This window comes from Desulfohalovibrio reitneri, assembly GCF_000711295.1.
Taxonomy (GTDB): Bacteria; Desulfobacterota; Desulfovibrionia; order Desulfovibrionales; family Desulfovibrionaceae; genus Desulfohalovibrio; species Desulfohalovibrio reitneri.
This window is the reverse complement of sequence record NZ_JOMJ01000003.1, coordinates 47696-70000: the sequence shown is the minus strand read 5'-3', so window position 1 is coordinate 70000 and position 22305 is coordinate 47696. Positions and strand designations below refer to the sequence as shown.

Annotated in this window: 20 protein-coding genes (1 of these 20 running past the window's edge); 8 read left to right on the top strand and 12 right to left on the bottom strand. The window is 62.1% G+C overall.

The genetic code is table 11. From position 1 onward, the window contains the following. Positions 1-903, bottom strand: the 5' portion of a protein-coding gene (gene asnS / locus N911_RS0100590; protein ID WP_029893375.1) for an asparagine--tRNA ligase. 474 nt of this gene lie to the left of the window's left edge; only the first 903 of its 1377 coding nucleotides appear in the window; the start codon lies at positions 901-903; the stop codon falls past the left edge of the window. A gap of 113 nt (positions 904-1016) precedes the next feature. Here asnS and ftsY point away from each other — a divergent pair, with 113 nt between their 5' ends. Continuing rightward, a complete protein-coding gene (gene ftsY, locus N911_RS0100585) occupies positions 1017-2450 on the top strand; it encodes a signal recognition particle-docking protein FtsY (protein WP_029893373.1) in 1434 nt (477 codons plus the stop codon). Between the two features lie 7 nt (positions 2451-2457). Here the strand turns inward: ftsY and N911_RS17835 are convergent, their stop codons facing one another. Continuing rightward, on the bottom strand, positions 2458-3297 hold the full coding sequence (locus tag N911_RS17835) for a pseudouridine synthase family protein (RefSeq protein ID WP_138774300.1): 840 nt from the start codon (positions 3295-3297) through the stop codon (positions 2458-2460). A 68-nt stretch (positions 3298-3365) separates the two neighbouring features. On the opposite strand from N911_RS17835, the gene N911_RS0100575 reads away from it, so the two are divergent. Together N911_RS0100575 and N911_RS0100570 are read left to right on the top strand one after the other, a co-directional pair. Next, positions 3366-4280: an AsmA family protein gene (locus tag N911_RS0100575; RefSeq protein WP_029893369.1), complete on the top strand. Its 915-nt coding sequence runs from the start codon at positions 3366-3368 to the stop codon at positions 4278-4280. Positions 4281-4357: 77 nt separating this feature from the next. Beyond that, positions 4358-5713 carry an AsmA family protein gene (locus N911_RS0100570; RefSeq protein ID WP_029893367.1) on the top strand — a complete coding sequence of 452 codons (1356 nt, stop codon included), beginning with the start codon at positions 4358-4360 and terminating at the stop codon, positions 5711-5713. Positions 5714-5720: 7 nt separating this feature from the next. Here the strand turns inward: N911_RS0100570 and N911_RS0100565 are convergent, their stop codons facing one another. From N911_RS0100565 to N911_RS17235, 6 genes are all read right to left on the bottom strand, one after another. Next, on the bottom strand, positions 5721-6005 hold the full coding sequence (locus tag N911_RS0100565) for a hypothetical protein (protein ID WP_029893365.1): 285 nt from the start codon (positions 6003-6005) through the stop codon (positions 5721-5723). A gap of 185 nt (positions 6006-6190) precedes the next feature. Next, positions 6191-8362: a diguanylate cyclase domain-containing protein gene (locus N911_RS0100560; protein ID WP_029893363.1), complete on the bottom strand. Its 2172-nt coding sequence runs from the start codon at positions 8360-8362 to the stop codon at positions 6191-6193. Positions 8363-8384: 22 nt separating this feature from the next. Further along, positions 8385-9596 (bottom strand): circadian clock protein KaiC, encoded by a 1212-nt coding sequence (gene kaiC, locus N911_RS16410; RefSeq protein WP_202593852.1) that lies wholly within the window; start codon positions 9594-9596, stop codon positions 8385-8387. Next, positions 9524-9904 (bottom strand): ATPase domain-containing protein, encoded by a 381-nt coding sequence (locus tag N911_RS18960; protein WP_202593851.1) that lies wholly within the window; start codon positions 9902-9904, stop codon positions 9524-9526. Before N911_RS18960 ends, kaiC begins: the two co-directional genes overlap by 73 nt. A gap of 16 nt (positions 9905-9920) precedes the next feature. Then, complete coding sequence (locus tag N911_RS0100550; RefSeq protein ID WP_029893361.1) at positions 9921-10199, bottom strand: circadian clock KaiB family protein; 279 nt, start codon at positions 10197-10199, stop codon at positions 9921-9923. Next, positions 10196-10735 carry a hypothetical protein gene (locus N911_RS17235; RefSeq protein ID WP_138774299.1) on the bottom strand — a complete coding sequence of 180 codons (540 nt, stop codon included), beginning with the start codon at positions 10733-10735 and terminating at the stop codon, positions 10196-10198. Before N911_RS17235 ends, N911_RS0100550 begins: the two co-directional genes overlap by 4 nt. Before the next feature lie 433 nt (positions 10736-11168). On the opposite strand from N911_RS17235, the gene N911_RS0100540 reads away from it, so the two are divergent. From N911_RS0100540 to N911_RS16400, 5 genes are all read left to right on the top strand, one after another. Next, complete coding sequence (locus tag N911_RS0100540; RefSeq protein ID WP_029893357.1) at positions 11169-12062, top strand: DMT family transporter; 894 nt, start codon at positions 11169-11171, stop codon at positions 12060-12062. Then, entirely contained in the window at positions 12055-15198 is a 3144-nt protein-coding gene (locus N911_RS0100535) for a UvrD-helicase domain-containing protein (protein WP_029893355.1), read from the top strand. The genes N911_RS0100540 and N911_RS0100535 overlap by 8 nt, the downstream gene beginning before the upstream one ends. After that, on the top strand, positions 15195-18116 hold the full coding sequence (locus N911_RS0100530; protein ID WP_029893353.1) for a PD-(D/E)XK nuclease family protein: 2922 nt from the start codon (positions 15195-15197) through the stop codon (positions 18114-18116). Before N911_RS0100535 ends, N911_RS0100530 begins: the two co-directional genes overlap by 4 nt. Further along, on the top strand, positions 18113-18553 hold the full coding sequence (locus N911_RS0100525) for a PPC domain-containing DNA-binding protein (protein ID WP_029893352.1): 441 nt from the start codon (positions 18113-18115) through the stop codon (positions 18551-18553). The genes N911_RS0100530 and N911_RS0100525 overlap by 4 nt, the downstream gene beginning before the upstream one ends. A 304-nt stretch (positions 18554-18857) precedes the next feature. Beyond that, complete coding sequence (locus N911_RS16400) at positions 18858-19217, top strand: hypothetical protein (RefSeq protein ID WP_029893351.1); 360 nt, start codon at positions 18858-18860, stop codon at positions 19215-19217. On the opposite strand, the gene N911_RS0100515 is transcribed toward N911_RS16400, so the two are convergent. The 4 genes from N911_RS0100515 to N911_RS0100500 all read right to left on the bottom strand — a co-directional run bounded on the left by N911_RS0100515 (position 19210) and on the right by N911_RS0100500 (position 22281). Continuing rightward, positions 19210-20163 carry a tyrosine recombinase XerC gene (locus N911_RS0100515; RefSeq protein ID WP_029893349.1) on the bottom strand — a complete coding sequence of 318 codons (954 nt, stop codon included), beginning with the start codon at positions 20161-20163 and terminating at the stop codon, positions 19210-19212. The genes N911_RS16400 and N911_RS0100515 overlap by 8 nt on opposite strands. Further along, positions 20129-21019, bottom strand: coding sequence for a GGDEF domain-containing response regulator (locus N911_RS0100510; RefSeq protein ID WP_341860283.1), 891 nt, complete (start codon positions 21017-21019; stop codon positions 20129-20131). The genes N911_RS0100515 and N911_RS0100510 overlap by 35 nt, the downstream gene beginning before the upstream one ends. Positions 21020-21091: 72 nt before the next feature. Then, complete coding sequence (locus tag N911_RS0100505; RefSeq protein ID WP_029893346.1) at positions 21092-21931, bottom strand: HDOD domain-containing protein; 840 nt, start codon at positions 21929-21931, stop codon at positions 21092-21094. Then, positions 21928-22281, bottom strand: coding sequence for a hypothetical protein (locus N911_RS0100500; protein WP_029893343.1), 354 nt, complete (start codon positions 22279-22281; stop codon positions 21928-21930). The genes N911_RS0100505 and N911_RS0100500 overlap by 4 nt, the downstream gene beginning before the upstream one ends. Positions 22282-22305: the final 24 nt, after the last annotated feature.

The following is a 22305-nucleotide window of genomic DNA, read 5'->3' as shown; positions in this document are numbered from 1 at the left end:
TTGGAAGGGCTCGGCCAGAATATTTTCCAAGCGTTTCTCGAGGTCCTTGTCCACCCACTTGGCGAACAGGGCGATGTCCTGGGCGCATGTATCGCGCACGTGGCGGACGAGTTCTTTGATAAACTCCTCCGCCAAATTCATGGTATCGTCCAGGTTAAAGAAAGCCATCTCCGGCTCCACCATCCAGAACTCGGCCGCGTGGCGAGGCGTGTTGGAGTTTTCCGCGCGAAAGGTGGGACCAAAGGTGTACACCCGGCCCAGCGAGAGGGCGAACGCCTCGGCCGCCAATTGCCCGGACACTGTAAGGAAGGACTCTTTGCCAAAGAAGTCGCGCTCGGGCCAGTCCGATCCATGCGGTTGCCCGGGGTCAAGCGACGTGACGCGGAACAATTCTCCCGCCCCTTCGCAATCCGCTCCGGTGATGATGGGTGTATGGACGTTGTGGAAACCGCGCTCGCGGAAAAAGGAGTGCACGGCGAAGGCGGCCTCGGCACGGATGCGGAACATTGCACCGTACTTGTTTGTGCGGGGACGGAGATGTGCGATTGTTCGCAGAAATTCGTCGGAATGACGCTTTTTCTGGAGGGGATAGTCCTCGGCATCCGCTACACCCACCAGGCGCAGTCCGGAAGCGCGCATTTCCCAACGCTGCCCCTTGCCGGGGGATTCAACCAAATCCCCGGAAACAGCCACGGCCGCTCCGGTTGTCACTCGCTCCAACTCATCCCAACCCGGGGCCCCGGAATCCAGAATAACCTGCAGATTCGCCAAGCAGGAGCCATCGTTGATCTCGAGGAAAGCGAACTTTTTCTGATCGCGCTTGGTGCGGACCCAGCCGCGAATTTCGATTTCCTGAATCGGCCCTTCGGACTCAAGCGCTTCCCTGACACGTCGCCACTGCATGGAATTCTCCTTTATACGTCATTCAGACGGCCCCTTGCGCAAGTTGCCAGCCCGTTGCATACGCGGTACACATCCTGCCTTTCCACGACAGGCAAAACAAGACGGAAGTAGATATGGGATTTTTCTCTAAAATCAAGAAGTTCTGGGACGTCGAATCCAAACTGGACCAAGCGGTCGAGGAATACAAAAGCGACCACGGGCTCAAGGAAGACCAGCCGGCCCCGCCCAAGGCGGTGGAGAATATCAAAGAGGAACTGCTTGAGACGCCCAGCGAGGCCGTCTCCGAGGAAGCGCCTCCCCCGCCTCGTGAACCCGCTCCCACGGCCCGGACCGGTCCGACGGCCGAGGACTGGCGCAACGACCTGCTGCTCTCTCTGCGGCAAGCAGAGCCCAGGCTGTCGGTCTGGCTGGAAATCCTTCTACAGGACGTGGAGCGGGCGGACGAGACCCTGTGGGAGCGGCTTCAATTTCTCTTCAAGGCGCTGGAGGCGCCGGCGGAAGAGGCGGATGACTTCATCTCCCGTTTCCAGGCTTGGACCGAGGAGATGGAGTACGAACGAGTCGAGGATTTCCGCTCCGAGCTGCAATACCGTTTGGCCCTGGCGCTGGACCTGGAGGACGAGGAGGATGAGCGAAACCGCCTCTTCCTGAAGCTTTCCGAGGGCCTGGAAAAGACAAAGCAGACCATCACCCGCCGCATCGACGGCCTGCTCACCAGCCGCGAGACCATGGATGAGGATTTCTGGGAGGAGCTTGAGGAAATCCTCATCATGGCCGATGTGGGCTACGAGGCCACCATGACCCTCATCGAGGGCCTGCGCGAGCGAGTCCGCAAGGCCGGAGCCACCGAGACATCCGCCTTCAAGGACATCCTGCGGGAAGAGTTGGCGGACCTGTTCAAGACTCCCCGCCGCATCACCGCGGTCAACCCGCCCGAGGTGGTGATGATGGTAGGGGTAAATGGCGTGGGCAAGACGACCACCATCGCCAAGCTGGCCCACCGCGCCCAGATGCAGGGCCGTAAGGTGCTCATCGCCGCGGGTGACACGTTCAGGGCCGCGGCCATTGAGCAGCTGGAAGTCTGGGCCGAGCGGGTCGGCGCCGGCTTTTTCGCCAAGGAGGCCAACTCCGATCCCGCGGCAGTGGCCTGGGAGGCCATCGAGAAGGCCAAAAGTGAAGGTTACGACCTGGTGCTGCTGGACACCGCTGGACGGCTGCACACCAAGGTCAACCTCATGGACGAATTGAAAAAGGTGAAGCGCGTCTGCGAGAAGAAACACCAGGGCGCGCCCCACCGCTCCATCCTGGTGGTGGACGCCACCACCGGACAGAACGCCATCTCCCAGACCAAGCTCTTCCACGAGGCCGTGCAGGTGGACGAGATCGTTCTCACCAAACTGGACGGTACGGCAAAGGGCGGTATCGTGGTGGCCCTGGCCAGCCAGTTCGCCCTGCCCATTTCTTTCATCGGCCTGGGCGAGAAGATGGAGGACCTGCGCCCCTTTGACGGCGGGGACTTCGCCCGGGCCCTGCTGGGCGTGGAATAAGCAGGTATTACTTGGCGGCCAGCCGCTGGGCCAGCCCGGGCCACTCCTTCCAGGGGGGATCGGCTTGGGCGCAGAACCCCTCCATGGTCAGCCGGGCATGATGCAGCCGCAGGCCTCCCTCCTCTCCACGACCGTACACCGCGTCACCGAGTATCGGGTGCCCGAGCCAAGCCAGGTGGGCCCGGATCTGGTGGCGCGCCCCTTTGTGGATGCGCGCTTCAACCAGCGTCCATTCCTTCCCGCGCAAAATCGGCCGCACCCGAGTCCGGCGCAACGGCTCGGCCCGCATGTCCGCCAGCACCCGCACCACGGCGCGGTCGGCCACATCCAGGGCTTCGTCGATCTCCACGTTCTCGGCCAGTCGTCCCGTCACCATGGCCAGATAGACCTTCTCCACGCTCCCGGCATTCTCCCGCTCCCGGAAATCAGCTTCCGAAGCCTCCGAATCCGCGGCCAGAACCAAGCCGGTTGTGGCCTTGTCCAATCTATTGCAAAGCCGCCAGCCCGGTAGCACGTCACAAATGACATCTTCGAGATTCGGCTCGTTTCCGCCAGCCAGGGAAACGGTGTGCACTCCCTGGGGCTTGAACAGAGCGGCGAACCGCTCGGTTCTGGCGACCAGGAAAACCCCGTCAAGGTCCTCCACGGGCGCCCCGGGGAGAACCTCCACGACCTGCCCATCCTGGAGTTTGCGGGCTGGGTCGCCGGCACGACCGTCCACCAACACCCGGCCTTCCCGGATAAGACGCCTCCTGCCGCGCAGGCCCATACCAGGTTCAAGTTCTTTGAGGACGCGATCCAGGCGGCTTCCGGCCTGTTCAGTCTGGACTATGAGGGTTCGCTTCACTTGCCATCACCGCCGAAATGAAGGATACAATTGGACAAAGCGAATTCATTCATGCAAGGGGCTATGCCATGCGCAAAGTATTGAAAGGACTTCTCTTCGCCGTCGCGGGTCTCGTTCTGCTGCTCGTCCTGGCCGCCGTCATACTGCCCATGATCGTGGACCCCAACGACTACAAGCCACTCATCGCGGAGCAGGTCCAGAAGGCCACAGGCCGCGAGTTCTCCATAGGCGGCGACATCGAATTGTCGGTCTTCCCATGGATTGGCGCGGCCATCGAAGGACCAATCGTGCTCGGCAACGCCGAAGGTTTCGGGCCGGAGCCTATGGCCCGGCTCGATGCCGTGGACGTCAAGGTAAAGCTCCTGCCCCTGCTGCGCAAGGAAGTGTTCATGCGTACTGTGGTCCTTCGCGGGCCGAACATCAACCTGGCCAAGAACGAACGGGGCATCACCAACTGGGACGACCTTGTGGAGCGACAGGGCAAAGCGGAACCCACGCCCTCCCCCGCACCCGATACCGGCGACGGGCAGGCCACGGCCATGCCCAAGGTAAGCCTGGGGGGAGTGGCCCTGGACAACGGCCAGGTGGCCTGGAAAGACAAATCCACCGGGCTGGAGGCCGTGGTCAGCGACCTTAATCTCAACGTGGGCGCGCTTACCCTGGACCCGGGCACCGTCATCCCCATCGAAATGACCTGCTCCCTGCGGGCCAACCAGCCCGAAGCCTCGGCCGACCTGCGCCTGCAAACGCGCGCCAACGTGAACCAGCAGGCCAAGCGAGCGACTCTGGCCTCCACGGATATCCGGCTTTCCCAAATCTCCGCCGTGCTCGCGGAAGGGCAGCCGCACCTGCGCGGCTCCACCGAGATTTCAGGCGACTTCGACGTGGCCTGGGGGCCGGATTGGCCAGCTTCAGCCCGGTGCGCGTTGCTGCTGATCTTTCCGGCGGCCCTATTCCAGGCGATGGCCTGGCTCCAACCTTAAACGCCTCGGGCAGCTTCGACTGGTCCAAGGGGCTGGCGGAGCTGTCCACCCTGACAGCCGCGGCCCTGGGAGCGGAGGTGGCCGCGAAAAACCTGCGTGCGGAAAACGTCTTCAAAGCTCCCGCTGTAACCGGGCGCATCACGACCAACACCTTCTCCCCGCGCGAGGTTGCCAAAGCGCTCAACGTAGCCCTTCCCATACCTAACGATAAGGCGCTCGACCGCCTCTCCTTCAAGGGGGACGTGGCATACTCCCCCGGTTCCGCCGATGTGAGCAACATGCAGTTGATGCTGGACAACACAACCATGACCGGAAAATTTGGCGTACCCGACATGAGCAAGCCGGCCGTCACTTTCGATCTGCGCGGTGACAGCTTTACCGTCGACCCCTATATCCCACCAAAAGAAAAAGAAAAATCGGATGGGGAGGGCAAGCCGGCTCCCTCGGATAAAAAGAAGGAAGATGACGAGATTCTGCCCAAGGAACAACTCAAGGCGCTGGACGTGGACGGCAAGCTGTTCATGGCCAGCCTCGGCTTCAAGGGCATGACCGCGGAAAACGTGAACATGCGCGTCAAGGCAAAGAACGGCGACATCACCATTGATCCGCTGTCCATGGACATTTTCCGAGGCACCTTCGACATGGCCCTGACCACCAACATGGCCATGGATCAGCCCCCGCACACCCTGAAGCTGGGCATCGAAAGCCTGGATGTGGCCCAGCTCCTCTCATCTTTCCAGGATAATCCTCTGGTTGGCGGGCTGGCCCGTCTGGACCTGGATATCTCCTCGGTCGGACTGACCATGTGGAAAATGCTGCGGGGCATGGACGGCAGCGCCTCCATGGGCCTCAAGGACGGTTATGTGCGCGGCATCAACCTTTCCAAGGAACGGATCGAACAGGCCAAGACCGGTAAGAACGTCTTCGTGCCGGAAGAGGAGAAGGGTGCGCGCACCAACATCCCCGAGATGACCACCAACCTGAACATCAAGGACGGCATAGCCAGGACAAAGGACATCCTGGTCACGACGGACCAGTCCGGAGTCAAGCTGACCGGCGGCGGTCTGGCAGACCTGGCCGAACAGACTCTGAACCTCGACCTGAAGGCCCATCTGGGCCCGCTGGCCCTGCCTCTCACGGTGCAAGGACCCTTCTCCAACCCAAAGACGGGAGTCAGCGCCTCCGGAATAGCCGAGCAGGTGCTGACTTCGCCTTTGGATATCGTCAATGGAGCGGCCGATGGTGTCGGCGGCGTGCTGGGCGGTATTTCGGGCGCCCTTTCCGGCTCTGGGGAAAAAAAGACGGACGATGGTCAGCAACCCCCCAAGCAGGGCGAGGGTGAAGAAAGTCAGACGAAGCCCAGCCAGGAAAAATCACCGGGCGAGGAAGTGAAGAAACTGTTCGAGGGCTTTGGCTTGAAACCCAAGAACTGAACGGAGCTTAGTTCCAGGTGGTGTGTTTAAGCCGCCACTGGCCGCAGGGAACAACCACCAGATGAATGCGGCCCAGCACCTCCACGGAAAGCACCAATTGTCCGCCCTCCTCGTTCCAGTAGGCACGGCGGTGCAAGGATCCCATGAGGTCGCCGAAAGGGCCCGATACTGGCACGTGGAAGGGGACCTTGCGGTGGATGGCCCGTTTGGCTGTCCGCCCCAGACTGTACATGGCGCGGTCATCCAGCGCCACGTCGCCAAGGTCTATCTCGTGAAAGCTTTCGGGCTCCAACTCCAGTGCTTCCGCTAAGCGCCCCCGTATTCCCGGAGGGGGACCTACACGTCGAAACTGCTTGTCACACGCCATGAACTCTCCTCGCCATGAGGCGAGCCAAATCCATGCCAGCAAGGTTGGAACAAAAATATAATTTTACTTCAACATATTAAAGAAAAGCAGGCGCGCCTCCCCGGCAGAATTTACCTGAGCAGGCAAGAAGAATGGTTGTGGGCCATGAACTGTCCCCTCCCCTGCTCCTTGGCCCGCACCAAGGCCATGTCCGCGGCCAGCAGTAAGTCCTCGGCGGATTCTCCGTGGGCGGTGTGGAAGCTGATACCGATGCTGGCTCCGCTCTCAATGGAGCGCTCCCCGACCAGGAAGGGTTTGCCCAGGGCACGGAGAACGCGGCGGGCGAATGCCTCGACGTCCCCCCTCTGCCCGTTGGTCGTGGTCAGCACGGCGAACTCGTCTCCTCCCAACCGGCCGAGCAGGTCCCCCCCGCTGGCGATCTCACCCAGTCGGTGAGCGCTTTGCCGCAGCACTTCGTCGCCAACGTCAAAACCGAACGTATTGGTAATGTTGCGGAAATGATCCAGGTCCACCAGAAGCAGAGCGGCCGGCTCGCCTTTGGCGGCGGCGTCGTCAAGAAGCAACGCCGCGTCTTCCAGAAAACGATGCCGGTTGGAAAGTCCGGTAAGCATATCCCGACGAAGGTTCGACTTGAGGTCGCGTTCCTCCCGCCTGCGTTCGGTGACGTCCCGGCATTGAAGCAGTCGCCCGCCGGACTCTCCTTCCAGGCGAATAACGTCCATTTCCAGTTCTGATCCATCCCGCATGGCAAGCCTTTGGGCCGTCAGGGAGCCTTCCGGGTCAAGGAGGGTCTCCCGCAATTTCCCGAAGCCGTCGACAAACGCCTCTTGGTCCCGCCGCAGTAGGTCCCGAGCATCCTCGCCCATCAGTTCCCCAGACCGGGCGTCCAGGCGCAACAGATCGCAGAAACGCTGGTTCACCCGGGCCACGGTCCTGTTGGACTCCAAAACGAGTAGGCCGATCTCCTCGTTCTGCAGCAGCGCTTCCAACAGGCTGGCGGTGGAGCGTCGCTCCTCTTCCCTACGCTTGCGCAGAAGAGACTGGACGAATATGTCCCCCGCGACCTTCAGCAGGCCGATTTCCTCCTCGGACCACATCCGGTCCCTGCGCACGGCCTCGAAGCCGAGAAAGCCCATTCGCTCCGGGCCATCGCTCATGGACACCACGATCATGGTTCTGGTGCCGCGGCCATGCAGGAAATCCCGCTCGCCGATAGCCTCTTTGGGCAGTTCGGCCACATCGGACACAAGAGCGGTCTCGAAAATGCGCAACCGCTCCATGAGCCAGGAGAAATCGTCCACGTTGAGATGGTCGTCGTGTCCAGCCCTGGACCCGACTCCCTGCGCGCACCACTCGAAGGAAAGATCGAGGCGGGTTCGCTCTTGGTTGAAGAGGTAGACGAAGGCCCTGTCCACCTCGCAGAACTCGGCCAGGGAGCGTACTCCGTCTTTCACGCCGAAATCGATCCGGTCTGGATCGAGGGTAACGAACATGGTGGATATGGAGGTGATAAGACGCTCCAGTTCCACCCGATAGGTCAGCTCGTCCTCCCGTCTTGATCGAGCCGTGACGTCTCGCAGGCTAACAAGATACGCTGCCGCGCCTTCCCACTCGACTTCGGACGCCAGCATCTCCACTTTGGCGCGCTCGCCATCGGAACGGAGGATTTCCAGTTCCATTGGCCTGGCGTCGATGACCGGGAATCCGAAAGGCTGGCCCGTGATTTCGTTCTCCGGACGTCCCAGAATATCCACAGCGGCGGGGTTTGCGTAGAATACCCTGCCCGACTCATCAACCACAAGCAGGCCGTCGGCGTTCTCCTCCACGAGGATGCGGAACCTGTTTTCGGTCTCGGCCAGATCGACCCTGCTCCGTTCGCAGGCCACCAGAAGGGAGTGCCGATTCATGGAAAACCGAATGGAGCGGGCAAGGTCGAAGGCGTCCAGTGAGTCAACGGCCAGCAGATCCTGGGCGCCACGCTTGAGCACCTCCTGGCAAAAGTCTGCATTGGACTCACCGGTCAAGACGACAACGGGCAGGGAGGGATGGGCGGATCGTATACGCTCCAGTCCCTTGAGGTCCGGCCCGTCAGCGGATTCGTCAAGGATCAGGCAATCGAAGAATTCGCGGGAGAGCCAGTCCAGCCCCTCTCCCAGGGTTACGGCGAAATCCGGCTCGTCATCGACCATGGAGGAGGCCCTCAAGAGGCGAAGCAGCAGTTCGCGCGTCTCCTCCCGGCCGGTTATGGCCAGCAGCCTGGTACCTCGGGTGTTCTCAGCCATCGCGCCAGTCCGTTTCACGCTTTCAGCTTCGCCCTTCTTCCTTGAACATGGAGCCGATGCGGCTGAGCTCTGACGGGTCCAAATGAGTGGGCTGCCCAGCGATGATTCCGGTGACGTTGCGGAACGCCTTGCCGATGTGCATACCCTGCCCGTCGATGGAGAACTCCCTGATTTCCTTGTCGTGCATCGCCCCTCGCATTTTCAGCACGGTCAGGCCGCGCCGCATTTCTCCGTACATCTCGACGTATCGCAAAAGAATGATGGAATCGGTGATTGTTGAAATATGCGCCTCGGTCACGCTCCCCCCACCCATGAGGGTGGGGGTGGTGGAAGTGAAAAGCCCCGCGACCTCCTCGTGCTTGATGAAGGAAGTGAGACCGATGACGAACTCTCTGAACCCCTTGATGGTGGACACGCGCTCCAGAGCGGAGAGGGAGTCCACCGCCACTCGGTTGGGATTGAAGTCGGAGATGTTCTCCTTCATGGTCAAAAGGTGGTCCTCCAGCCCGGAAGTCTCGGGGTAGGCACAGACAACCTTCAGCAACCCCCGGCGCTCCAGCTCCTCGAAATCGTACCCCCATCCGCTGGCGTTGCGGAAAAGCTGTTCCCTGCTCTCCTCGAAAGCGAACAGCAGACACCGCTCGCCGTTCTTGCCCCCGGAATTGATGAACTGAGTAGTGACCAGCGTTTTGCCCGTCCCCGTCGCGCCGGAAACCAGGATGATCGAGTCGCGGAAAAACCCCCCGCCGCACATCTGATCCAGTACGTTGTTACCGGATGCGAGGCGTACGTAGGACGACTTCTGTTTGAGCTCGATGGCCGAAAGGGGAATGACGATGATTCCCTCGTTGGACATGATGGTGAAGGGAAACTCGCCCTTGTTGTGCTGCGTTCCACGAAACTTGAGTATCTCGATGGTCCGTCTGCGTTTTTCCTCGTCCAGCACATTGCGGAGGATGATGACGTTGTCCGCCACGAACTCTTCCACGCCGAAGCGGGAAATTTCGCCGTATTCGTCGTTGCGTTCGGCGGTCATGACGGATGTAACGTCCATCTTTTTCAGCGCCTGGGAAATGCGGAACAATTCGTTGCGCACCAGGCTGGAGTGATCGAACTGCACGAACACCGCGCCCAGCGAGTCCATGACAAGCCTCTTGGCGTTCACCTTGCGCACCGCGTGCTGTACGCGGGCAAGAAGCGCGCCGAGATCATAATCGCCGGTGATGACGTCCATGTTGTCGAGCAGGGGGAAGCGTCAACAAAAGCCCATTTGTTCTCACGCTCCAGCCGGTCGATGTCCCAGCCGAGGCTCAAGAGGTTGCTGCGAATGTCATCCGCCTCTTCCTCGAACGTTACGAAAACGCCCCCCTCGCCGCGCTTGATGCCCTCGACCAGGAATTGGCTGCCGAAGACAGTCTTGGCGCTGCCCGCGGAACCCGAAACAAGGGTGGTGCGGTTCTTGGGCAGCCCACCGTCGGAAATGTGATCGAACCCCGGAATGCCGGTGGCCAACTTTTCCACCTGATGCCTCTTCTCGGACATGAAAGCTCCAACTGATTCAGGAAGGCAGATCCAATCCCAGCATTACTTGGCGCTTGTCGGACAGATCGCCGATGATACGTTTGATTGGCGGCGGCAACAGCTTAATGAGCGTCGGGGTCGCCAAAATCTTTTCTTCCTCTGCCAACTGCGGCCGCTCAAGCACGTCGATCACCTCGATCTCGTACTCCCAATCCAACTCCTCACGGCAGATTCGCTCCAGATTGCGATAAGCCCTGTCCGCTCGGGGGGATTTCCCCGTCACGAACAGCTTCAGCAGGTACTTGTCGTGATTCATGGGATGTCTGCTTCCTTACTTCTGGCCTGGAAGCGATAAAACGAAACCAGGTTGCCCATCAACTCCAGCAAAAGCATCCTCCCCTCCTTGATGGCTGTCTCGCCCTTGTTCGACCAGGGAGCCGAATCCTGCGCGCCGATGTCCGTCTCGAACAGTTCGATGACATCCCGAGGTCCCGCCCCGGCAGAGCCGAGAGCGCCCGAAAGCTCTCGCAGTTGCTGGCGGGTGTGGTTGTCCACACGGACCGTCCGCTCCTCCAGGGGCTTTCGCAGCAGTTCACCGAATCGATCCGCGCAATCGGAAAAGAACGTGAGGTATTCTTCACACAAGGACGATTCCTCGGACTGGGCGAAGTCGGTCGTCCCGCAACCGGGATGGTGCCCGAACTGGGCAGCGCGGTCATAGTCGTCGATCTCTGCCGGGATTATTCCGCCCTCGCCAAGGCGATTTGCCTTGCCCCGTCCATTGGCGTTGGGTGGAACGCCCGCTGAATTTCCCGTCCTCCGGGCTTCCTGGAAGCGCATATCCCTTTTCATCCAGCAGGAACAGCCAGTCACTGTTTTCATTCAACCGCGAGTTCTGGACCAGGGACAGCGGTTTCATTTGCCGGCACCTCTGGAATGCCGGCGGGCACTCTCCAGGTCCATCGCTTCCATCGCCTCGGCGGCATGGTGACGGCCGAGACGCGGACAAAAAGGGCCGGCCGGGAAGAGAGTGCCGCCACCCTTGGGGCCAAGCTTTGCTCCACTCCTCGTGAATGGAGTCGACTCGAGCCCCGGCTTTTCCGGAACACGCTCAATTCCGTAAACTTACTACCGATCTTCAAAAAAAATGCAAGGGAAAAACATTCCTGTCGGCAGATGTTTCCCGAACAGGGAGACACTGTCGACATCACCGGCTGAGCATAAACCTCCTTTCCCTTCGGCGGCAAATAATGTAGCGCAGGGCCCATTCCAGCCGGAACCGACGATGCGATCAAACGGCTACCTCCTCATCTTCACCGCCGCCCTGCTCTGGGGCATGATCGGCCCCGTGGCCAAAGTCGCCCTCGCATCCGGCATGCAGCCTCTGGAAATAGCCTTCTGGCGGACCTCCATCGGCTGGTTCTTCTTCGCCGCCCACGCGATAAGTTCCCGTCAATACCGCATCGGACGAAAGGACCTGTTCTGGGTTCTCGCCTTTGGCGTGCTCGGCGTGGCCGGACTGTTCGGCAACTACGTGGTCGCCGTGCGGACGGGCGGAGCGGCTCTGGCGGCGGTTCTGCTGTACACCGCCCCCGCCTGGGTTGCCCTCCTGTCCCGCCTGCTCCTTGGTGAAACCATGACTCCTCTCAAGCTTGCCTCGGTGGCCTTGACCATCCTCGGCGTGGCGGCAGTCTGCATGGGCCAAGGCGGCTCCATGCGGGTAACGCCCGCCGCGGTGTTTTTCGGCCTCGCCTCGGGCTTTTCCTACGCCCTCTACTATGTTTTCGGGAAACGTTTCCTGGGCAGCTACGCCACCCCCACACTCTTCCTGCTTGCCATGCCTGCTGGCGCGGTCGTCATGCTCCCCTTCTTCGAGTTTACCGCCCACCCGCCGCAGGCCTGGGTATCCGTATTTGTGCTTGGACTCGGTTCAACATACCTTGCCTACTCCATCTACTACGCCGGGCTGAAATACCTGGAAGCCACCCGGGCCGCCGTGGCCGCCACCCTGGAGCCTGTGGCCGCGGCCGTCCTGGCCTACATATGGTGGGACGAATACTTCAACCTGTTGGGATACGCCGGAAGCGGCCTCATCCTGGGAGCCGTGCTGCTGACCATGTACGACGGCGCCCGGCAGCGCCGCTTGGCCTCCAAAGCCCTGCTGACCGACCATGCCTGAATCCAGACTGCTGCGTATCACCGCTTCCGCCGGGTCCGGCAAAACCTTTGCTCTGACCCAACGATTCCTCCGGCTGCTTCGCCATGCGGAGCCCGGCGCTGCCGCCCCGGTCTGCCCTGCGCGCTCCGGACCGCACGCCTGGACGGAAATCATGGCTGTGACCTTCACCAACAAAGCCGCCGAAGAGATGAAGGAGCGGCTCGTCACCACCCTCAAAAAGCGGGCCCTGGGACTGGCTCCCAAGGAAATGGACGGGGACTGGAGCGCCCGGGAAGCAAGCGATGCCCTGGCCGCCATTCTGCGCCGTTATCAACGCCTGGGCGTAAGGACCATCGACAGCTTGCTCGTGCGGCTGGTGCGCCTGTTCGCCATGCGGCTGGGCCTGCCGCCGGACGTGGAGCCGGTGCTGGAAGAAAAGAAGCTGGCCGAGGAAGTCTTCGACGCCTACGTTTCCAGGTGCGAAACCGGTGCCGAGGAGGGTTTCGCCCTGTTCGAACAGGCAGTGCGAACCCTGGTGGAACACGAGAGCAAGCCGGGGTTCTGGCTGGGCAAAACCATCCGGAACCGCCTCGCGGAGATGGCCTGCCGCTGGGCCTGGGAAAACCTGGAGACGGACCAGCAGGCCATGGCCGACATGCTTCGTCCGACTCACGCCGCATACCTGCAAACGGCCCGCGACCTCCGCGTCGCCATCGAAAAGAACCAACTGCGGCCGCAAAAGAAATTCTCGGCATTCCTGGACAAAGTGGACGAGGCCGCGCTTTTTCAGGGGCCGGTGGATGGGGCCTGGACGGGCAAGGTCGAACTCGGAGAATGCCTCCTTAAGGCCTCCCGCGATCTGGTGCGACCGGAAACGGAAGCCTTGTTCCACGAATTCGTGGCGGCGCACGAAGCCTACAACGAGCGCCACGCCGTGCTGGAAGGCTCCTACGCCCTGGCTCCATGCGCGGCCCTGGCGCGCTTGCTGGCCGACGACCTGGAAGAATATATGCGAGTCCACGGCCAGACCCCGCTCTCCCGTACCGCCACCATGGCCAGAAACCTGCTGGACGACGGCGCGGGCGCGGGCGAGGCCGCCTGCCGCATGGGCGCGCGGCTGCACCACATCCTTATTGACGAGTTCCAGGACACCGACCGCGAACAGTGGGACGCCATGCTTCCCCTGGCCAGGGAGTGCCTCTCCAAAGGCGGCAGCCTGTATTGCGTGGGCGACGTGAAGCAGGCCATCTACGGCTGGCGCGGAGGCGACGCACGACTGTTCGAGGAAATCCTCGTCGATCCTGGATACCTGGCCGGAAAGACCCACACCAACAAGCTTGAGCACAACTGGCGCAGCCTGGAACACGTGGTGGGCTTCAATAACGACCTTTTCACCTGCCTGGCGAACGACCTGGCCGAAGAGATCGCGGAGTCCTGCCTGACCACCGCTCCGCGGGAGCGGCAAGAAACATTTGCCGAGCGCATCCACACCACCTACACGGACGCCCAGCAGCAAATGCCTCCGAAGCAGACGCGCGACGGAGGCTACGTCCGCTTCCAGGCCCTGCCCGGCGGCACGGGCGCGGAAGTCGCCGAACAAGTGGAGGCCGCGTTCCACGATCTGCTGGATGACCTGACCGCCAGACGCCGCCCCGGAGAACTGGCCGTACTGGTGCGCACCAACGACCAGGCGGCCTCGGTGAGCGGCTGGCTGGTCAACCGAGGAGTTCCGGTCATCACGGAAAACAGCCTCAATCTGGCTTCCCACCCCCTGGTGAGGGAATTGGCTTCTTTCCTGGAATTTCTTGACGACCCAGATAACGACCTCGCCCTGGCTTCGTTCCTCTGCGGCGGCAACGTCTTTCTGCCTGAAAGCGGACTGAACCCGGAAACGCTCACCGACTGGCTGGCCTCCCGCCCCCGCCCTCCGCTCGCACGCTCGTTCAAGCATGACTTTCCTGACGCATGGCGATTGTGCATAGAACCTTTTCTTCGCAAATCCGGGCTCATGCGGCCCTATGACCTGGTCGCCGAGGCGGTGCGAATCTTCCACCTGGAGGAGCGCCACCCCGGGAACGAGCTTTTCCTGCGGCGTTTTCTGGAGGTGGTCCACTTGGCCGAGGAAAAGGGCTCCGGCGGCCTGCCCGGTTTTCTGGAGTTCTGGCGCGAGTCCTCGGCCGAGGAAAAAGCCCCCCTGCCCCAAAACGTGGACGCGGTGCGGGTGATGACCTTCCACAAGGCCAAGGGTCTGCAATTTCCCGTGGTCGTCCTGCCCTTCACAGGTTGGGGCCTGGAGACCGGCAACCTGGGTCGCACCGTAGTGAAGGTCGACGGCAAACCGCTCCTTACCACCATCCGAAAAGGGATTGGCGCCCCCTACTGGGAGCGGATCCTGCAGAACGGGCTTGAAAACCTGAACATGCTCTACGTGGCCTGCACCCGTCCCTCGGAGGAATTGCACGGTTTCCTGCCTCTGCGGCGCAAAGGAAACTCCTCCAGCCCAGCCCACTTGGCCTTGTCCAGATTCCTCGGACTCACCGGCTTGGAAGTCTGGGAACGCGGTCAGCCGCCAACTCCCTCCTCCGAAGCCAAGGAAACACGGAATTTGCCGGTTCCAAAGTGGATAAGCCCCCGAGAGGAACCCCCTGAGTTCATGGAGTGGCTGCCCAGGCTGCGTGTGTTCCGTCACCTGCTGGAGGAACCCGGCGAAGCCAAGCTGCGGGGCGAGGCGACCCACAAAGCCATGGAACTGCTGCACAGCCCAGGCTCGGCCTGCGCCTCGGCCGAGGACGCGGCGAAGCAGGTCGTGGCCATGTATCCCGGGGCCTTCGATAATCCCGAATATGGTGCTGCGGAACTGGCGGCCATGTGCCGCTGGGCCGCCGGACATGACGTGATTCGAGCCTGCCTTGAGGGCGGCCGCAGGGAGGCGGCCATGCTGGACGAGGAAGGCAACCTCCACAGGGCCGATCTTTTGCTGATGGAATCGGACCGGATTGTGGTGGTCGAGTACAAGACCGGTCAGCCAAAGCCTGAACACCGCGAACAGCTGCTCCGCTACCTGGAACTGCTGCGACGCATGGAGACCACATTCGGCCGCCCCGTGACCGGATTGCTGGTCTACCTGGACAGGCGGGACGTGCAGGAGGTCGCATGACACAGCCCATTCGCGTCGTTTCCTGGCGTTCGGACTTCATTGATGAACTGGGGCTGCTGCTGGAAAACCGCTTGGGGTCGGATCTGCACCGGGCCGTGGTGGTATTCCCACATGCCCGCCCGGCCCGCTATCTGCGGCGCTGGATCGCCGAAAATCCAAGGCTGCCCAAGCCCTGCCTGCTGCCACAAACGTTCGCCTTCACTGAGTTCGCCTCGCACCTGCGCCGCCGGGTGCATCCCGAACCACTGCGGCAAGCGCCGGTTCTGGACAGGGTGGAACTGCTCATGGACGAAGTAGCCGCTCTGCCCGGCCTGCTGGACAAACAGACAGGCCGCGACCAGTTCCTGCCCTGGGGCATGCGGCTGGCCGAGATCATGGAGGAGTTGCTTCGCCAGGGTCGTCCGCCCCGCGATTTGGACCTTACCGAAGACGAGGCTCCACCTTTCGCACGCTCCCTGCTGGGCAACCTCTCACGTCTGCACCGCACCTACCTGGATGGCATGGCCGAGCGTGGCTGGACGTCCCCGGGTCTCGATTGCCGCCTGTTGCTGGACAACCTGGACGCCGCCGCCGGCATACTGGCGGACGAACCGGTTTTTGTGGCTGGTTTCACAGCTCTCAGCGGTGCGGAGGAAAAGCTGTTCAAGCGGCTATGGCACGGTGGAGCCGAAATCCTGTGGCACACGGACCCCGCCCTTGGGCGGGGCGAAACGCCGCACCACGCGGCCTCGCTGCATGACGCCTGGAGGCGCCGCTGGGGAGCGGGCACAGAGCCTCTGGCCGAGACCGGCGAACCCGGCGGCCCCCCATCCGTGAGGGTGGTGCAGGGGTACGACCGCCACTCCCAACTGTATGCTCTGCAACGGGAACTCGCGGCTGCACCGGACCTTGACGAGACAGCGGTGGTTCTCCCCGACACCGCTCTCCTCGTCCCCTTGCTGCACGGTCTCCAGGAACGGGAGGTCAACATCAGCCTTGGCTACCCGTTACAACGATCGGCCCTGGGCAACCTGCTGGAAAACCTAATGCAAGCCCAGGAGCGGGCGCTGGAGGACGGGAGCATCTTCCATCGAGACCTGCTGGCCGTCATCCGCCATCCGTATCTTCGCATGCTGCGCTCCGGTGATGAGGACGAGGTGGGGCTGCGGCCCGTACTGCGCCAGTGGGAGCGCAGCCTGGCGGTCGAGGGCAAATTCCGCGCCCCCCACGACTGGGCGCCGGATTACGACAATCTGGACCTGGCGCACCGGACAGCCGAACTGGAAGTTCTGCGGGCCAAGATGGTTGACCGCTGTTTGTTAGGCTTCTCCCGAGCGCGCAACATGGCGGGCATGGCAAAGGCCTTGCGCGGTCTGGTGGAGATGCTTCTGCAGCACGGAGGCGACCTCTGGCATCGCTTCCTCATTGACGCGGAGTGCCTGCACAGGCTTGCCGACGAGGTGATCCCCGCCCTGGCCCAATGCGCCATGCGCAACGAATTAATGGACCAAGGGACGCTGTTTTCGGTCGTCCGCGAGATACTGCGCCAGCAACGAGTCTCGTTCGAGCCCGAGCCCTTGGGCGGACTGCAGGTTGTGGGCATGCTGGAGACCAGGCTGCTCCAGTTCAAGCGTGTCTACATACTGGAAGCCGTGGAGTCCCGCCTGCCCGGGGCGATGGGGGACGACCCGCTCCTGCCGGATTCCCTGCGCCCCCTGCTGGGCCTGCCGGGCGCGGGAGAACGGGACGACGTGGCCGCTGCCACTTTCCACCGCCTCGTGCAAGGAGCGGACGAGGCGGTGCTTTTCTACCAGCGCGGCGACAAGCCAGGGGTGCTGGATGAGACCTCCGCTCGAAGCCGCTACGTGGAGGAGGCGCTCTGGGAACGGGAAAAGGAGCTGGGCCGCGTCATCCACCCCGGAGAGTCCAGGGAATTCCAGTCCGTCTCCCTGCCCATGCTGCCCATCCAGACCGAGACCGCCTCCATCCCGGTGACAGAATCGGTGCGCGAAGCCATTGCCGCCCGATTACTGGATAAGGGGCTGTCCCCGTCCGTCATTGATCAGTACCTGCGCTGTCCCAAGGCCTTTTTCTACCGCTACGTGGCTGGTCTGCGCCCGCCCGAACGGGTTTCCGAGGAAGGGGACAGGGCGGCCCTGGGAACGGTGGTTCACGCCGTACTCAAGGACTTCCTCGCCCCCCTCAAGGGACGCGAGGCGGACCTCTCGCAGCTTTCCGCCGACGAGTTGCGGCACAGATACGCCACAGCCCTGCGAGCGGAGGACTTCTTCCACCACATGCCCCGCGACGCGCAAGCCGCCCTGGAAATGACCGGCGCCGAGCGCCTGCGCCGTTTTCTGGAAAACCAGGGACGAACGACCATTGTGGAGCTTGAACAGCGGTTGACGCTTGACGTGGACCTGCCGGAAGGATTCGGTCCGGTCCGCTCCATAAGGCTGGAGGGCCACCTGGACCGGGTGGACCGTCGCGGGGACGGGGTGCATGTGCTGGACTACAAGACAGGTTCCCCGCCCAAGGGAAAAACCGGCTTCTGGCTGGACGAAACCCTCTGGAGCGGACTACACGACTGGACTCCGGACTCCCCTTCCGACCCCATGAGCGGCTTGGCCGAAGCGGCCGGATCGGTCCAGCTCCCCCTGTACATGGCCCTGTGGGCCAACACCGGGGAAACCCCCGTCAACGCGGCCTGGATAGAACTCGCCGACAAAGGCGAGGAAACCCCTTACTTCTCCAGCTCTTTCGGCCACCAAGAGCGACGGAAAGTGGCCGAAAAACGGGCCGTCGACTTGACGCGGCTCGTCCTGCGGCACATGCTCCAGGCCCGTCGCCTCGACCCCGTGGTGCGCGAGGCCTGCTCGTACTGCGACTTCAAGGGACCGTGCGGGGTGGATTCCGCCGGTCCAGGGAGGACATCATGATCGTTTCCCAAGGACGCCCCGGACGCATCTTCACCATTCGCCTTGAAGACGACGAGCTATTACCTCACGCGCTGGAGGACTTCGCCCGAGAGCATGACGTCAAACGCGCGAGCGTCACCGTCATCGGCGGCGCGGACGAAGGAGAACTGGTGGTCGGACCGGTGGACGGCGAGGCGCGGCGCGTGACCCCGGTGGTGCAGCGCATTTCCGAGGCGCACGAGGTGTTCGCGGTGGGCACCATTTTTCCCAGCGACGACGGCGTGCCCAAGCTCCATCTGCACGGCTCGTTCGGTCGCGGCGACCACGCTCGCACCGGGTGCTGCCGCAAAGGCGTCGAGGTATGGCGCTTGGCCGAAGTAATCATCATCGAGATCGAGGGCTCGGAGCTGGTTCGCCGACCCGACCCCGAGTTCGGCTTTGAGGTCCTGGACAAATAGTCCGCAGAGTAAACGCTAATTTTTTCAGAATACTCGCTTTTTTCAAGTAAAAACCTAGCTTTTTTCCACACATGGTGATATCCCCTGGATCCACCCGGCATTCCAGGGGATATCACCATGCTCGTAATTTCGCCACACATTCAGGAGCGATTTCACAATTTCAACCTGAATGACCCCGCCCCCATCCTCTTCCAGCGCAAAACAACCGGAAACCGCCGCACCAGACTCGTGAAAAAAGAGTTTTGCTCCAGCAGTGGATTTACTCCCGCAGTATGTGTATACGGAGGCAAAATCTGGAGGACCCATGCGCACCGAAATGAACACCGCGCCTCCTCTGCACCGGGCCGTGCCCAGGTGCTGCGGCCGCGGCCTCCTCCCGCAGAACGGCCCCCCCGTGTTCGACGCCCCCCTGGACCACATCAAAGAGCTGGGGTGTTACGGAGCCCTGGTCTCCATGACCGGACACGTCTTCCAAAACGGGGACAAGGTGATGCTCGACGGGCTTCGCGATTCCTCCGGGGAGAAGCATGAACTGGAATGCGAGGTGGTTCGCGTAGACAGAAACCGCCTTTGGGTGGCGTTCGAGGAGAGTTTGCCCGACGACCTGGAGCCCGGCCGTCACATCCGCATTACGCGGGTCTGCCCGGGCTGCCGCCTCAGCTAGGTTCTTCTCCGTCCTTTTTCCCGCCGGCCTTGGCCCTGGGATGGGCTGCGTCATAGGCCCGCATGAGCTTGCCCATAGTCAGGTGCGTGTAGCGCTGGGTGGTGGAAAGCCGCTTGTGGCCCAGCAGTTCCTGAACGCTCCGCAGGTCGGCGCCGGCCTCCAGCATGTGGGTGGCGAAGGAATGGCGCAGGGTGTGGGGGCTGATCGACTGGGGCAAGCCAGCCAGAGCGGACAACTTCTCGGTGATGCGGGCGGCCTGCCGGCGGTTCAGCCTTCCGCCGCGCACCCCCAGGAACAAGGCTCGCTCGTCCGGAGCGGGCTCCATTGCCCCACGTTGCTCCAGCCAGCGCGAAAGCCGCTCCCTCGCTTTTTCCGAGAGGGGGGCGAGACGCTCCTTCCCTCCCTTGCCCATGACCCGGACGAAGGATTGCCCGGCATCCAGGTCCTCCACATCCAGAGTCAACGCCTCGCTGATGCGCAACCCGGCGCCATAAAGCAATTCCGCCAGAGCCAGGTCACGCAGCCCTTCCGGGTCCGGCTCCAGCTTGCTCTCCAGGAGACTCATGACTTGGTCAATGTTGAGCGCCTGAGGGTGACGGGTCTCCTGCTTGGGGTTGCGCACGCCGGACATGGGGTTGGAAGTCACCACGCCCTGCCTCCGGAAATAGGCGAACAGGCCGCGCAGGCTGGAAAGCGACCGGGCCACCGAGGACTTGGCCAGTCCTCTCCTGTGCAGGGCAGCCAGATGAGCGCGCACGTCCGCCTTGTCCACGTCCTCAGGCGAGTCCAAGCTCTTGCCGCGTGCTTCGAGGCTGGCCTGAAAAGCACCCAAATCGCGGCCGTAAGCCCCGACTGTGGATCGGCCATAGCCCTTCTCCACCTCCAGATGAACAAGATAGGCGCGGGCGGGGTCAGGAAGCCGGGTGTTCCCGTCTGTCGAGGACATAATTGCTGGTGGGGGTTTCCTTGGCCTTCTTCTTCAGGCTCATGGCGATGGCCGAGGCCTCGCCGTAGTGGTTCAAGCGGCCGCCCTGGTTGAGGACGACGGCGATGGACACGGCCATGAGCGGGAAGTCCCGCACCCACCCCTGCCTGTCGGTGGAGCGTATGAAGCCCTGCTTGCGGTCATCCGCGTCGTAGAAGTGCGGCACGATGTCGTCGAAACTCTTGATAATTCGACGACAGGCGTCTTCAGCCAGTTCGGGGGGGACGATGAAAACAAAATCGTCCCCGCCCACATGTCCCACAAAAGTCTTCACTCCGGAGAAACCGCGGATGATGTTGACGATGACTCGCGCGGTCATCATCAACACCTCGTCACCCCTGGAAAAACCGTATTTGTCGTTGAAGGCCTTGAAGTAGTCCAGGTCCAGGTAGGCCAGGGCGAAGTTCTCGCTGCGGTCTATGGCGTCCTGGATACGCTGGATGATGGAGGTGTTGCCCGGCAGTTTGGTCAGGGGGTTGGCGTCCAGGCTGCGGGAGGCACGGGCCAGGGTCAGGCAGATGCGGGCGTTGACCGTGTCCTGGTCGTAGGGCGCCATGAGGAAATCGTCGCACTCCACCTGCCCGAAATCCAGACCACCGGAAAGGTCGTCCGGCGTCAGGCAGAGCATGACGGGAAGCTGGCGGTAAACATTCTCGCTCTTGACCAAGCTGGCCACCTGCGCGCCGGACATGTCGGGCAGATTGTGGTCCACCACCAGCAAATCTGGCGGCTCGTTGAAAAGCGTTTCAATGGCCGTGCGGGCACGCTCAAAGACGGTCCATTCCAGCACATCCGCGGGCCAGGAAGCGCGCAGCATCTCCTGCAGCGTGGTGTCGGCCGAAATAAGAAAGGCCCTGTGGGAATGAGGAAAACGGCAGGATGTCATGGCTCAGCCGAAAGTCAGGTCGGCCACTTCGGTCAGTTCCCGCCCCAGGTCGTCCATGACCGCTTCAAGGTCGGCGGTCTTGAAGCCGAGCTGTTTCATGGCCTCAGGACGCAAATACGGCACCTGGTCATCACCGGAGTAACCGAACTCGTAGACGCGCACCAGAAAGTCCCCGATGTGCAGCACCGCGGCCATATCCGGGTACAGAGGGGCCTGATGGGGTTTGTGATGGTAGGACATGCCTTCCTTGAGATTGGGCGGTAACCGCCAGTTGTCCGCCAACCAGGCATTTATGCGGTCGTGGCCGAAGCCCATGGTCTCCTTTTCGGCCTGCAGGTAGCTCAGGTCCTTTTCCTTGACAGCGGCCGACACCCGCTCTTCCAGTTCAGGCAGCTGAACCGCCATGACCACCTTGCCCAGGTCGTGCAGCAGCCCGGCAACGGAGTACTCCTCCGGGTCTTTGAAGCCGGCGCGGCGGGCGATGCAGCTGCAGGCCATGGCGCAGCCGATGCTGTGCTCCCACAGCCCCTCCATGGCCTTGACCATCATATCGAATACAGATGTGGAGATGATGATGCCCTTGATGACATTGAAGCCCAGCAGCACCAGGGCGTGCTGCACTGTGCCGATGCGGCCGGGAAAACCGTAGATGGGCGAATTGACCATCTTCAGCACCTTGGCCGAGAGTACCTGGTCCGTGGCGATGACCCGGGCGATGTCCTCGATGGAGGACTCCTCGTTCTCCAGAAGCTGCGTGACCTTGTCCAGCACTTTGGGCAGCGTGGGCAGGCTCTTGACCTCCAGCACCATGCCCTTGGCTTCGGTCTTGAGGTCGGCGGTCACTCTTCTTTCTCCCCAGCGGCTTCATCAGCGGCCTCGGCGGCCGCCTTCATGCGGAAATAGTTGGTGAGGAATTTCTTCACCTGGTTCATCCATTTGTCCCCTTCATGGCCCCGGAAGAGGTGATCCAGGCGTTCCAGACGTTTGGATGCGGCGGTATCCCCTGCCGCGCCGCCCATATCCACCGGGTTGCCCTCAACGGTAATCCTCTCGATGCCCATGTTCTCCAGGCGCATGAGGAGGGAATCGGACAGTTCGGTCCCCTGGGCCACGACCACGAGGTTGTTGTCGCGTAGGACGGGCTTGCCCAGTTTCATGCCCGGCTTGGCCAGGTTGAGGGGGATCTTTTGCATGGTGTTCCTTGCGGCGGGAAAGGG

What these genes read in the sequence shown, in the direction of transcription:
- ftsY (WP_029893373.1), top strand. Translation starts at nt 1,017, where the DNA reads ATGGGATTTTTCTCTAAAATCAAGAAGTTCTGGGACGTCGAATCCAAA.
- N911_RS0100575 (WP_029893369.1), top strand. Translation starts at nt 3,366, where the DNA reads ATGCGCAAAGTATTGAAAGGACTTCTCTTCGCCGTCGCGGGTCTCGTT.
- N911_RS0100560 (WP_029893363.1), bottom strand. Translation starts at nt 8,362, where the DNA reads ATGGCTGAGAACACCCGAGGTACCAGGCTGCTGGCCATAACCGGCCGG.
- kaiC (WP_202593852.1), bottom strand. Translation starts at nt 9,596, where the DNA reads ATGGACGTCATCACCGGCGATTATGATCTCGGCGCGCTTCTTGCCCGC.
- N911_RS18960 (WP_202593851.1), bottom strand. Translation starts at nt 9,904, where the DNA reads ATGTCCGAGAAGAGGCATCAGGTGGAAAAGTTGGCCACCGGCATTCCG.
- N911_RS0100550 (WP_029893361.1), bottom strand. Translation starts at nt 10,199, where the DNA reads ATGAATCACGACAAGTACCTGCTGAAGCTGTTCGTGACGGGGAAATCC.
- N911_RS17235 (WP_138774299.1), bottom strand. Translation starts at nt 10,735, where the DNA reads ATGAAAAGGGATATGCGCTTCCAGGAAGCCCGGAGGACGGGAAATTCA.
- N911_RS0100540 (WP_029893357.1), top strand. Translation starts at nt 11,169, where the DNA reads ATGCGATCAAACGGCTACCTCCTCATCTTCACCGCCGCCCTGCTCTGG.
- N911_RS0100535 (WP_029893355.1), top strand. Translation starts at nt 12,055, where the DNA reads ATGCCTGAATCCAGACTGCTGCGTATCACCGCTTCCGCCGGGTCCGGC.
- N911_RS0100530 (WP_029893353.1), top strand. Translation starts at nt 15,195, where the DNA reads ATGACACAGCCCATTCGCGTCGTTTCCTGGCGTTCGGACTTCATTGAT.
- N911_RS0100525 (WP_029893352.1), top strand. Translation starts at nt 18,113, where the DNA reads ATGATCGTTTCCCAAGGACGCCCCGGACGCATCTTCACCATTCGCCTT.
- N911_RS16400 (WP_029893351.1), top strand. Translation starts at nt 18,858, where the DNA reads ATGCGCACCGAAATGAACACCGCGCCTCCTCTGCACCGGGCCGTGCCC.
- N911_RS0100515 (WP_029893349.1), bottom strand. Translation starts at nt 20,163, where the DNA reads ATGTCCTCGACAGACGGGAACACCCGGCTTCCTGACCCCGCCCGCGCC.
- N911_RS0100510 (WP_341860283.1), bottom strand. Translation starts at nt 21,019, where the DNA reads ATGCTGCGCGCTTCCTGGCCCGCGGATGTGCTGGAATGGACCGTCTTT.
- N911_RS0100500 (WP_029893343.1), bottom strand. Translation starts at nt 22,281, where the DNA reads ATGCAAAAGATCCCCCTCAACCTGGCCAAGCCGGGCATGAAACTGGGC.